Source organism: Pseudomonas sp. AC532 (assembly GCF_979258965.1).
The window spans coordinates 4,323,649-4,335,972 of record NZ_OZ409888.1 but is presented as its reverse complement, the minus strand read 5'-3'; the positions used below and the strand labels follow the sequence as shown (position 1 = coordinate 4,335,972).

General features: G+C 64.3%; 10 protein-coding genes and 1 riboswitch. Of the genes, 7 read left to right on the top strand and 3 right to left on the bottom strand.

Features of this window, described 5'->3' with window-relative positions; translation table 11 throughout:
• Positions 1-50: 50 nt before the first annotated feature.
• Positions 51-389 (top strand): tryptophan synthase subunit beta, encoded by a 339-nt coding sequence (locus ACZ0AV_RS20165; RefSeq protein ID WP_499152667.1) that lies wholly within the window; start codon positions 51-53, stop codon positions 387-389.
• Here ACZ0AV_RS20165 and lapD read toward each other — a convergent pair whose 3' ends face one another.
• From lapD to ACZ0AV_RS20150, 3 genes are all read right to left on the bottom strand, one after another.
• Positions 390-2,321 (bottom strand): cyclic di-GMP receptor LapD, encoded by a 1,932-nt coding sequence (gene lapD / locus ACZ0AV_RS20160; protein ID WP_499152666.1) that lies wholly within the window; start codon positions 2,319-2,321, stop codon positions 390-392.
• 20 nt (positions 2,322-2,341) lie between these two features.
• Positions 2,342-3,001 (bottom strand): cysteine protease LapG, encoded by a 660-nt coding sequence (lapG, locus tag ACZ0AV_RS20155; RefSeq protein ID WP_499153412.1) that lies wholly within the window; start codon positions 2,999-3,001, stop codon positions 2,342-2,344.
• Positions 3,002-3,294: 293 nt separating this feature from the next.
• Complete coding sequence (locus ACZ0AV_RS20150; RefSeq protein WP_499152665.1) at positions 3,295-3,768, bottom strand: hypothetical protein; 474 nt, start codon at positions 3,766-3,768, stop codon at positions 3,295-3,297.
• Between the two features lie 333 nt (positions 3,769-4,101).
• Positions 4,102-4,204, top strand: a riboswitch (guanidine-I (ykkC/yxkD leader).
• Between the two features lie 64 nt (positions 4,205-4,268).
• On the opposite strand from ACZ0AV_RS20150, the gene ACZ0AV_RS20145 reads away from it, so the two are divergent.
• The 6 genes from ACZ0AV_RS20145 (at position 4,269) to uca (ending at position 12,296) form a co-directional block, all read left to right on the top strand.
• On the top strand, positions 4,269-5,336 hold the full coding sequence (locus ACZ0AV_RS20145) for a putative urea ABC transporter substrate-binding protein (protein ID WP_499152664.1): 1,068 nt from the start codon (positions 4,269-4,271) through the stop codon (positions 5,334-5,336).
• Between the two features lie 92 nt (positions 5,337-5,428).
• Complete coding sequence (locus tag ACZ0AV_RS20140; RefSeq protein WP_499152663.1) at positions 5,429-6,244, top strand: ABC transporter permease; 816 nt, start codon at positions 5,429-5,431, stop codon at positions 6,242-6,244.
• Positions 6,241-7,038 carry an ABC transporter ATP-binding protein gene (locus ACZ0AV_RS20135; protein WP_499152662.1) on the top strand — a complete coding sequence of 266 codons (798 nt, stop codon included), beginning with the start codon at positions 6,241-6,243 and terminating at the stop codon, positions 7,036-7,038. The genes ACZ0AV_RS20140 and ACZ0AV_RS20135 overlap by 4 nt, the downstream gene beginning before the upstream one ends.
• A gap of 10 nt (positions 7,039-7,048) precedes the next feature.
• Positions 7,049-7,777, top strand: a complete 729-nt coding sequence (locus ACZ0AV_RS20130; RefSeq protein ID WP_499152661.1) for an urea amidolyase associated protein UAAP1 — start codon at positions 7,049-7,051, stop codon at positions 7,775-7,777.
• A gap of 10 nt (positions 7,778-7,787) precedes the next feature.
• On the top strand, positions 7,788-8,423 hold the full coding sequence (locus ACZ0AV_RS20125) for an urea amidolyase associated protein UAAP2 (protein WP_499152660.1): 636 nt from the start codon (positions 7,788-7,790) through the stop codon (positions 8,421-8,423).
• 255 nt (positions 8,424-8,678) lie between these two features.
• The gene (uca, locus tag ACZ0AV_RS20120; protein WP_499152659.1) at positions 8,679-12,296 is read left to right on the top strand and encodes an urea carboxylase; all 3,618 of its coding nucleotides are present in this window, start codon (positions 8,679-8,681) and stop codon (positions 12,294-12,296) included.
• Positions 12,297-12,324: the final 28 nt, after the last annotated feature.

Below are 12,324 nucleotides of genomic sequence, written 5' to 3'. Positions count from 1 at the left end.
TCGTGGCGGGGCGCTAAGCTGTAGGCACAGGTTTCATCGGGAGAAGGTGCGTGTTCTATATAAAGCGTAATGCCGAAGGCGAGCTGCTGCGCGTGCAGCCCGAACCTTTCGAGGGAATGAACGGCGAGCTGCATGCCGACAGCGAGGAAGCCCGCGCCTGGTTTTCCAATCAGAACGTGGAAAACAGCCTGCTGCAGCTCAAGCAGAGCGACCTCGACATGATCCGCGTCCTTGAAGACCTGATCGATCTGCTGATCAAGAAAGGCGTGGTGCGCATCACCGACCTACCGGAAGCGGCCCAGAGCAAACTGATGGGCCGTAGCCGTGCGCGCGATGCGCTGGGCGGTGCCAACCGCCTGATCAATGAGGAGGAACGTGGCCTGATCTGATCAGGCCCAGGCCGCTGGCTCGCTGAACAGGCGGCCCTGCACGCCGCTGACCCCCATCGCCTGCAACACCTCCCATTCCCCACGGGTTTCCACCCGCTCCGCGATCAACGGCAGATCGATGCTGTTGGCCGCGCGCTGCATGGCTTCTATGAACAGGCGCTTGTCGCTTTCCTGGTCGATGCCGCGGATGAAGCTGCCATCCACTTTCAGGTAGGCAAGGCCCAACTTCGCCAGGTTGCCGATCATGCTGAAGCGGCCGCCAAAATGCTGCAGGCCGAGCTCCACGCCCAGACTGCGCAATTTGCGAGTGATCTCCTCGAGTTCGGCTGCCCCAGGCAGTTGCCCTTCATCAAGTTCCAGAATCAGGCGGCCGCTGACAGCCGGGTTCAGGCGTAAACGCTCGTAGATCTGCTGTAGCGCCTGCGGATCGCGCATGGTGATGCCCGAGAGGCTCAGCGCCAGCATCCCTTCGTGGTCAGGCAATTGCGCCAGCAAGGCATCGAGCATCACCAGGTCCAGGCGAGCGGTCCAACCGAAACGTTCCAGCCAGGGCAGGAAGCGCCCGGCGGCAATGGGTTCACCCTGCTCATCCAGCAAACGGGCCAGCACCTTGTTGTGCAACACCTGGGTCGGGTCCGCAGCGCTGACCACCGGCTGTACGTATTGCAGGAAGCGGCCCTGCTCGAGCGCGCTGTTCAGCAGGCGGTGCCAATCGTTGTGTTCATCACTCACGGCAGCCCGCTGGCGGTGCTCGACGAAGGCCCAGTGCGTGCGGCTCTGGCTGGTTGCCTCGGCGAGCGCCGCGTCAAGCGCGCTATAGAGCTCGCTGCTGGTAGCGCCGGCCGCAAAAGTGGTGATGCCGATATGGGCCACCGGGTGGCAATCACTGGCACCGGTCTGTTGCAACGAAAGCAGGCCGTTGCCCAGTTGCTCGGCCAACTGCTCGGCTTCCTGGCGATCGATACCTGCGGCCAGCAGCGCGAACTCGCCGCCACGGTTACGCGCCAGCAGGTAGCGCCCCTGGCTGACATGCTGCATTTGCTCGGCTACTGCTTTGAGGAGCTGATCGGTACGTTGCCCGCCAATGCGCTGGTTGAGGCCAATCAGATCATTGACCCGCAGCAGAAACAGCACGCCGCTGCTGGCGCGCTCGTCGCCCGTCAGGCGGGCCTGCAGGTCGAGGTCGAAATAACGTCGGTTGGCCAGGCCCGTCAAGCTGTCCTGATAGGCCTCGGCATGCAGCTTCTCGCTGCGCGACGCCTCCTCCTCGAACAACGCCTTGAGCTTCTCGACCATCTGGTTCATGGCATTGACCACGCGGCGAAACTCCGGCGTGCGTGGCAGGTTAGGTGCGCTGAGAAACTCCCGGCGAGCGATGGCATTGGACTGCTCGACCATATACTCCAGCGGCCGCAGCTGACGCCGCAGCAGCAGCACACCCAGGCCAATGCACAGCAGGCTGATCAGGGCCAGCCAGAGGAACGTGGCGTAGGCGGTCTGCCACAGCTTGGCGATGGCGAAATACGGATGGCTGACCACCTCCACCCGAGCCGCCTGGTTCCAGCCGTCGCTGACGATGGCATCGCCCTGGGCCGGCGCCAGATCCACCAGGCTGGCGAACCACTGGGGCGCACCGGCGTCAAGGTTAGCGCCGGTGCGCTCGGTCAGCACCTTCTCGTCCGTACCGATGACGCGAATACTCTCGAAATAGCCGCTGTCGAAAATCGAGCTGACCATCAGCTCAAGCATTGCAGGGTCGTCCAGGTACGAGCCGAGCGACAGGCCCAATGCCGTCGCGGCATCCTGGGCATGAGCGCGCAACTGGTTGACCTGCTGATCGCGCGAGCTCTCCACATTGACCACGACGCTTGCGGTGAAACTCACCAGCATCAGTACGCAGATAGCTACACACAACTGCTTGAACAGTGACATGAACGACTCCTCGCTACGCCTCAGGGAAACCCTTCGGCACGCATCTTCTTCAACAAATCCTGCCAGCGCGAAAGGCGCTTGCTGTCCCCTACCTGCTTGCCACCGGCTGGCCCCGGAACCCAAAGCCCTTCGGCATTGAAGGCATACACGGGCACCAGGTCACGCCGCTCGGTCGCCGGCTCGATGGCATCGATCAGGTTATCCAGCACCAGTGGCACGGAGGTGGGGGTCGGGTAATAGGTCAGTACCATGTGCGCCTGATTGAGGCGCACTGCCTTGACGTAGGTGATGCGCAGCTTTTCGCTCGGCACTCCCAGTTCACGCAGGCTGAAATACTTGGCGATGGCGTAATCCTCGCAATCACCAGCACCGCGCATCAGGGCTTCGACCGGGGTCGCCCAATAGTCGGCCACGCGCCAGATTTCCTGATCATCGCGAAAGCGCAGTTGCAGATTGAAGAACCGGTTGACGGCCTTTAGCTGCTCGGCCTCGCTGGCGTCGCGTTGCTCGTCGAGCAGCCGCTGCCAGGCGTCGATGCGCGGCTTGCCAGCGCCCAGTGGACCATAGAGCTGCTCGGCACGGGCGGCGATACGCTGGAAATCCCACTGTGCATGCAGACCGCCAGCCGCCAGTGACAGGGCGAGCAGGCACGCCACCAGCACGGGCCAGCGGTAACGGATAGAGGGAGCGCCAGAACCGCCGATGAGCACGACAATGCTTCCAGACAAGCAACCGCGTCATGGTGCGGCGCAACTGCCTAAAAAACAATTGCCCCGTGCCACCATGGCGGTTTTATAAACCTCGGAGTTGCAACCGAAGCAGGCACAAAAAACAGCCGAGAACCGCTATTCAGGGGGCTACGGATGGCCCAGGAGCCTGATTTTCACGCAGGGGACCGCCAAGCGATTGGTTGTCGACAGCGCCTCGAGGCGACGAATGACCTGATGCGCCGAAAGCGCATCAGGTACTGCACTCAACGCTCGCGGTTCCAGCCGCCGCCCTGGATGCGTTGGATACGCTGGGGCGCCTCACGCTGTTGCCACTGCAGCGGGGCGATACGCTGACGTTGTTGCTGCTGGTAATGATGGCGCTGGCCCTCCCAGCCGGGCCGCGGGGCCGGACGGTAATCGCGGCGATTGCGGTCATGGCGCTCGTGGTAGCGCGAATCATAACCGCCGTGCTGGTTGTAATAGCGAGGCGGCGGAGGTGGCGCGTAGTAACGCGGCTGGGAATGGTAGCGAGGCGGCGCATAGCGACGGTCGTAGCGGCGGTCTTCGTAAACGTAGACACGCGGCGCACCATAAACCTCGGTACGCTGCACGTGACCGCCGGGGTAGTACTGACGATCATAATCTCGATAACCACCGCCATAACCGCTGTCGCCGTAAGCGGCGCAACCGGTCAGCGAGAAACCCAACAACGCGACGAGCATGGATTTACGGATCATGGAGCGGCCTCCTTCGACCGCGAAACGCACATCGGCGGCTGCCGATGCCGGGACGAGTCCCAAACGATCAGACAATCTCGCGCGTGGCGAATCCACTCCACTCGTCGGTGAGTCGCTACAAATGATTTCAGACCACGGCCATCGGCCGGCACCACAGCAGTGCGCCGAAACCGCGCATCCTGGCTATCACGCGCACCATGAGAGCGCAGCTATCACCTGAGGAACTGCGGCGAACCACGACGTAGACGCCCTTCCACTCCCTGGCACGATCCTCGCTTATATCCCTCGGTGCAGGAACCCCTGGCAACGGCCAGGATAGCGGCATCACAATTTGCAATAGTCGACTAGGGTTCCGGTTCGCCAGCAGGCGGATGACTGGTCCGAGAGTTGACGACCTCCTCGAGGGGTTACACGGCGGGACAAAAGCCCGGGAGAACGCGCCCCCAGCGATGGGAGATGCCGCGCACTCCTGCCCGCCCTATCTCGAACTGGAGGTCTCCATGCGCAAGCCCCGTCTTTTCTCCGTTCTCGCCGCCGGTCTCGCGACTGTCCTTACCTTCAACAGCCAGGCAGCGCAGAAGGACAGCTTCAGCGTGTGCTGGACCATTTACGCCGGCTGGATGCCCTGGGAATACGCTGCCGCTGAAGGCATCGTCGACAAATGGGCGCAAAAGTACGGCATCAGCATCGACGTAGTTCAGATCAATGACTACGTGGAGTCGATCAACCAGTACAGCGCCGGCCAGTTCGACGGCTGCACCATGACCAACATGGATGCCCTGACCATTCCGGCCGCTGGCGGCGTAGACAGCACCGCGCTTATCGTCGGCGACTTTTCCAACGGCAACGACGGTATCGTGCTCAAGGGCGAGAAGAAAACCCTCGCCGACCTCAAGGGCCAGAACGTCAACCTGGTCGAGCTCTCGGTGTCGCACTACCTGCTGGCCCGCGGCCTGGAAAAAGCAGGGCTCAGCGAGCGTGACCTGAAGGTGGTCAACACCTCGGACGCCGACCTGGTAGCCGCCTTCACCACTGCGGATGTCACCGCTGTGACCACCTGGAACCCGCTGCTGGCGGAAATCGAAGCCACCCCCGGGGTGACCAAAGTCTTCGACTCCAGCCAGATCCCGGGCGAAATCATCGACCTCATGGTGGTCAACAGCGACACCCTCAAGGACAACCCGGCCCTCGGCAAGGCGTTGACCGGCGCCTGGTACGAAATCATGGCGACCATGGGCGACAGCGGTGCTGCCGGCAAGGCTGCTCGCGAGCACATGGCCAAGGCGTCCGGCACCGACTTGAAAGGCTACGAAGCGCAGCTCGCCACCACCAAGATGTTCTACAGCGCCAAGGAAGCCGTGGCGTTCACCAAGAGCCCGCGCCTGCCGGAAACCATGAGCAAGGTCGCCGCCTTCTCGTTCGACCATGGCCTGCTCGGCGAAGGCGCACAGAGCGCAGACGCCGTCGGCATGGCGTTCGCCAACGACGTGACCACCGGCGATCAGGGCAACCTCAAGCTGCGCTTCGACCCGACCTATATGCAGATGGCCGCCGACGGCCAGCTCTAGAAACGTGAGGCCGTCGAGGTGGGTGCCGGCTTCGCGCATCCACTCTCGCGTCACCCCGTGCTGTGCTCCACATACCGCATAACGAGATGCCCATGCGCCTGATCAACCGACATCCCGACCGTGCCGGCCGAATGCTGCTGGTGTTGCTGCCCTTCGCGCTGCTGCTGTTCGCCTACTTCATGGGCTCGGCGCAGCGCCTGGCGGACAACCCCAACGACAAGCTGCTGCCCAGCGCCAGCCAGATGATCGCTGCCGTCGACCGCCTGGCTTTCACCGAAGACAAGCGCACCGGCGGCTACGCCTTCTGGCAGGACACCGCCTCAAGCCTGACGCGCCTCGGCATGGGCATTGGCATCGCTGCAGCGGTCGGGCTATGCCTGGGCATCGCCGCCGGCATCCTGCCGCTGCTGAGGGCGCCGCTGTCACCGCTGCTCACCGTGCTGTCGATGGTGCCTCCGCTGGCGATACTGCCGATCCTGTTCATCGTATTCGGCCTGGGCGAGCTGTCCAAGGTGATGCTGATCGTCATCGGCATCACCCCGATCCTCGCCCGTGATCTGGAGCAGCGCGCCCGGGAGATTCCCCAGGAGCTGCTGATCAAGGCGCAGACCCTCGGCGCCAGCACCTGGACGCTGATCCTGCGGGTCGTACTGCCACAGTTGCTGCCACGCCTGCTGATCGCCCTGCGCCTGGTACTGGGCTCCGCGTGGCTGTTCCTGATCGCCGCGGAAGCCATCGCCAGCACCGATGGCCTGGGTTACCGCATATTCCTCGTGCGCCGCTACATGGCGATGGACGTGATCCTGCCCTACGTGGTGTGGATCACCCTGCTCGCCTGGCTGATGGACCTTGGTCTGCGTCAGCTGACGCGGCTGTGCTTCCCCTGGTACGAGGGGGCCAAGGCATGAGCGATAAAAAAAACAACGCCACAGACGCTTTCATCGAGGTGAAGAACGTCTGGCAACAGTACGGCGACCAGACCGTTCTGGAACGCCTGAACCTGTCCATCGCCGAAGGCGAGTTCTGTACGCTGGTCGGCGCTTCCGGCTGCGGTAAATCGACCTTCCTGCGCCTGCTGCTGGGCCAGGAACGCCCAAGCAAGGGCCAGATACTGCTCGACGGCCAGCCTCTGGCTGGCGAGCCAGATGCCAGCCGTGGCGTGGTGTTCCAGCGCTATTCGGTGTTCCCACACCTGAGCGTGCTGGACAACGTCGCCATCGGCCTGGAACTGCCCCGTGCGCCATTGCTCGGTCGCCTGTTCGGCGCAGCCAAGCGCGACGCACGCGAGCAGGCAGCTGCGATTCTCGGCAAGGTCGGCCTCGGCCATGCCCTGGACAAATACCCCAGCCAGCTATCCGGCGGCATGCAGCAGCGTCTGGCCATCGCCCAGGCGCTGATCATGAAACCTCGCGTGTTGCTGCTCGACGAGCCTTTTGGCGCACTCGACCCCGGCATCCGCAAAGACATGCACGCCCTGCTGCTCGAACTGTGGCGCGAAACCGGGCTGACGGTGTTCATGGTCACCCACGACCTGTCCGAAGGCTTCAGCCTCGGTACCCGCCTGATGGTGTTCGACAAGACCCGTATCGACCCTCACGCACCGAATGCCTTCGGTGCGCGCATCACCTACGACATCCCCCTGAATAGCGATCGCCGAAGCGCCATCGCAGCATTGCCGGCGCACCTTGCGCCTGCCCTGTAAGGAGACAGCAATGACAACTGCCCTCACCCTTCGCCCTACCCTTTATGAGGAAACCGTCCCCGGCGGTGGCCATACCTCGTTCGTCCTCAAGCGCGGCCAAGTGCTGCGCCTCACCGACATTGAAGGCGGCGCCAACGTCAGCCTGCTGCTGTTCAATGCCGCGGAGAAAAGCGAGCGCCTGAACCTGCCCGACACCCTGAAGGGCCAGCACACCGCCAAACTCACCGCTGGCCATTGCCTGTATTCGGACATGGGCAAGGTGTTGGCGGCCATCACCGCCGACACCTGCGGCTGGCATGACAGCTTCGGCGGCGTGCTCTCGGCCGATGAAGTTACCGAGAAATACGGCCAGGGCCGCTACCAGGAACTGCGCAACGGCTTCTTCCGCAACGGCGTGGACAATCTGCTGGTGGAAATGGGCAAGTGGAACCTGAACCTGCAAGACCTGCTGATGAACCTCAACCTGTTCAGCCGTGTGGACGTCGATGCCGACGGCGCCTTCCAGTTCCAGCCCGGCAACAGCCAGGCGGGCAGCTACATCGAGCTGTATGCGCCGATGGACACCCTGGTGGTGCTCACCGCCCTGCAACACCCGATGGACCCTAACCCTCAGTACGCACCCAAGCCGGTACAGCTGAGCTGGAGCAAGGTCGAGAGCGACGGTATCAGCGTGCTCTGCCGTACCTCGCGCCCGGAAAACGGCCGCGCCTTCCACAACACCGAACGCCACTACCTCTGAGGGTGCCGACATGAGCCTGATCGAAAGCAACCTGCATCCCGAGACCGCAGCGTTCCGCCACACCATCCCGGCGGGTGAGCCCTACCTGTTCGAGGTCAAGGCCGGGCAAACCCTGCGCCTGCACGACCTGGAGGGCAACCAGGCGATCGATACGCTGTTCTTCGCCGCCAGCAACCCGCGCGAACGCTTCGACCCGCAGCGCACCCTGCGCAAGCAGAACAACGTCTACCTCACCGCCGGCACGGTGCTCTATTCCAACCTCGGCAACCCACTGCTGACCATCGTCGCCGATACCTGCGGTCGCCACGACACCCTTGGCGGCGCCTGCGCCCAAGAGAGCAACACGGTGCGCTACGCGCTCGACAAGCGCTTCATGCACAGCTGCCGCGACAACTTCCTGCGTGCCAGCCTGCACGACGGTCGCCTGGAGAAGCGCGACATCGGCGCCAACATCAACTTCTTCATGAACGTACCGGTTACCCCGGACGGCGGGCTGACCTTCGAAGACGGCATCTCAGCGCCCGGCAAGTACGTCGAGCTGCGCGCCGAGACCGACGTGATCGTGCTGATCTCCAACTGCCCGCAGCTCAACAACCCCTGCAACGGTTGGAACCCGACCCCCGCGGAGGTGCTGGTATGGAACTGAGTCAACGCCTGCGCCGCTTCCTCCTGATGATCTGCCAGAGCCGCTCGGGGCAGTGCCTGGCAGCGCAGAACCGTAGGGCGGACGTCGCTCTTGACGTCCACCAAGACCGCGATACAGATCGGCCTACTTGAACAGCCAACGAACGACCTGATTCCAACCACGGACGACCGTGGCGCAGACCCATTACCGGCGGGACGGCCCGCCACGTTCAACGAGGCCGGAGCGCAGCAGCTTCGAACGGCCTCGGGAGCCGATATGTTCGAAAAACTTCTGATCGCCAACCGCGGCGCCATCGCCTGCCGCATTCTGCGGACCCTGCGCGAGCTCGATGTCAAAGGCGTCGCCGTCTACTCCGAGGCGGACGTAGCCAGTCTGCATATCCAGCAGGCCGACGAAGCTTTCTCCCTCGGTGACGGCCCGGCTGCACAGACCTATCTGGTGGTCGAGAAGATTCTCGCGGCCGCCAGAGCCTGCGGCGCGAAGGCCATCCACCCGGGCTACGGCTTTCTTTCCGAGAACGCCGCCTTCGCCGAGGCCTGCGAAAAAGCCGGCATCGCTTTCGTCGGCCCGACGCCCGAGCAGTTGCGCGTGTTCGGCCTCAAGCACACCGCTCGAGCGCTGGCCAAACAGCAGGGTGTGCCGATGCTCGAAGGCACCGATCTGCTGGAGAACCTCGAGGCCGCGCTGGTCGCAGGCGAGCAGGTCGGCTACCCCGTTATGCTCAAGAGCACCGCGGGCGGTGGCGGTATCGGGATGCGCGTGTGCCGCACGGGTGAGGAGCTGAGTGAGGCCTTCGAGGCGGTAAAGCGCCTCGGGCAGAACAACTTCAGCGACAGCGGCGTGTTCATCGAGAAATACATCCAGCGTGCCCGCCATCTGGAAGTGCAAGTCTTTGGCGACGGCCAGGGTGAGGTGATTGCCCTTGGCGTGCGCGACTGCTCGGTGCAGCGGCGCAACCAGAAGGTGCTGGAAGAAACCCCGGCACCCAACCTGCCAGCCGGCATGGCCGACGAGCTGTGCGCGGCGGCGATCAAACTGGCCAAGGCGGTCAGCTACCGCAGCGCCGGCACCGTCGAGTTCGTCTACGACAGCGAGGCGCAACGCTTCTACTTCCTCGAAGTGAACACCCGCCTGCAGGTCGAGCACGGCGTCACCGAGCAGGTGTGGGGTGTCGACCTGGTGCGCTGGATGATCGAGCTGGCGGCCGGCGAGCTGGCGCCGTTGAGCGAACTGGCCCAAGGGCTGGCGCCCAGCGGCCACGCCATCCAGGCGCGGCTGTATGCCGAAGACCCGGGCCGCGACTTCCAGCCCAGCCCCGGCCTGCTCACTGCCGTGCAGTTTCCCCCGGCTGACGGCCAGGCGCTGCGCATCGACACCTGGGTGGAAGCCGGCTGCGAGATTCCGCCGTACTTCGACCCGATGATCGCCAAGCTGATTGCCTGGGCGCCCACCCGTGACGAGGCCAGCGCCGCGCTGGATACCGCTCTGGCCGAGTCGGTGCTGTATGGCGTCGAGTCGAACCGCGACTACCTGCGCCAGATCCTCGCCGACGCTCCCTTTGCCAGCGGCTCGCCATGGACGCGTTGCCTGGAGCAACTGGTCTATCAGGCCAGCACCTTCGAGGTGCTGGCCGCCGGCACCCAGACCACCGTGCAGGACTTTCCCGGCCGTGTCGGTTACTGGGCCGTCGGCGTGCCGCCGTCCGGACCGATGGACAGCCGCGCCCTGCGCCTGGGCAATCGCCTGCTCGACAATGCCGAGGGCACCGCCGCACTGGAAATCACCATGAGCGGCCCGACCTTGCGCTTCAATACCGATGCGCTGGTGGCCATTACCGGCGCCGAGATCCCCGTGACCCTCGACGGCGTGATCCAGCCGCTAGATACCACGCTGCTGGTCAATGCCGGCAGCACCCTCGCCCTTGGCACCATTGCCGGCGCAGGGGCGCGCAGCTACCTGAGCGTGCGCGGTGGCGTGCAGGTACCCGACTACCTGGGCAGCAAGAGCACCTTCACCCTCGGCCAATTTGGCGGCCATGGCGGCCGCGCCCTGCGTGCCGGCGACGTGCTGCACCTGCTGCCGCTCGACAGCAGGCATGCTGGTACACAATTGCCCCGGGAGCTGTGCAGCGCACTGCCCATGGTGCGCACCATCCGCGTGATCTATGGCCCCCACGGCGCGCCGGAGTATTTTACCCCCGCCTATATCGACACTTTCCTGGGCACCGACTGGGAAGTGCACTTCAACTCCAGCCGAACCGGTGTGCGGCTGATCGGCCCCAAGCCCGAATGGGTACGCGAGAGTGGCGGTGAAGCGGGCCTGCATCCGTCCAACATCCACGACAATCCCTATGCCATCGGCGCGGTGGATTTCACCGGCGACATGCCAGTCATCCTCGGCCCCGACGGCCCCAGCCTGGGTGGTTTCGTGTGCCCGGTAACGATCATCGAAGCCGACCTCTGGCAGCTTGGTCAGCTCAAGGCCGGCGACAAGGTGCGCTTCGTGCCGGTGACCCTCACCGCCGCGCGCGAACTGGCCGGGGCAGGCAACCGCGAGTGTGCCGAGCTACGTGCCCAGCCGCCTGGCGAGGCGGTCGCGACGCCCGGCCTTGCCGCCGAGCTCGTTTCACCCGTGGTGCTGGATATCGGCGATGGCGACAAGCGCCTGGTCGCCCGTCTGTCCGGCGATACCCATCTGCTACTGGAGATCGGCCAGCCTGAGCTCGATCTGGTGCTGCGCTTTCGCGGCCACGCGCTGATGCAGGCGCTGGAGGCCAAACAGCTGAATGGCGTGGTCGACCTCACGCCCGGCATTCGTTCGCTGCAGGTGCACTACCAACCGGAAACCCTGCCGCTGCAGCGCCTGCTCGCCATCGTCGCTGGCGAGTGGGACGCCGTATGCGCCACCGGCGACCTCAAGGTACCGTCGCGGATCGTTCACCTGCCGCTGTCCTGGGATGACCCGGCCTGCCAGCTGGCCATCGACAAGTACATGACCACCGTGCGCAAGGACGCGCCCTGGTGCCCGAGCAACCTGGAATTCATCCGCCGCATCAACGACCTGGCCAACCTCGACGAGGTGTACCGCACGGTATTCGACGCCAGCTACCTGGTAATGGGCCTGGGCGACGTTTACCTCGGCGCGCCGGTGGCCACCCCACTCGACCCACGCCACCGCCTGGTCACCACCAAGTACAACCCGGCGCGCACCTGGACGGCAGAAAACTCGGTGGGCATCGGCGGCGCCTATATGTGCGTCTACGGCATGGAAGGCCCCGGCGGCTACCAATTCGTCGGCCGTACGCTGCAGATGTGGAACCGCTACAGGGAAGTCGCTGCCTTCGACGGCAAACCATGGCTGTTGCGCTTCTTCGACCAGATCCGCTTCTACCCGGTCAGCGCAGACGAGCTGCTGCGCATCCGTCGCGACTTTCCTCTGGGGCGCTTCGAACTGCGCATCGAAGACAGCGAACTCGCGCTGGCCGACTACCAAGGGTTTCTCAACGACGAAGCCGATGGCATCGCCGCCTTTCGTGACCAGCAGCGCAGCGCCTTCGCTGCCGAGCGGCAGCGCTGGATCGACTCCGGCCAGGCGCATTTCGAAAGTGACGAGGGCGCGACGGAGCCCACCGAAAACACGCCACTGGGCGACGGCCAGCACGGTGTCGACAGCCATATCGCGGGCAATCTCTGGCAGGTCCAGGTTCAGGAAGGGGCAACCGTGGCCGCTGGCGACGTGCTGGTGATTCTCGAATCGATGAAGATGGAAATCCCGCTCACCGCACCACTGTCCGGCGTCGTCCGCGAGGTGCTCGTGCAACCGGGCGCTGCGGTGCGTGCAGGCCAGCGCGTGGTGGTTATCGAGCAGGCCTGAAGCAAACCGTGGGGCGGTGGCTGACCGC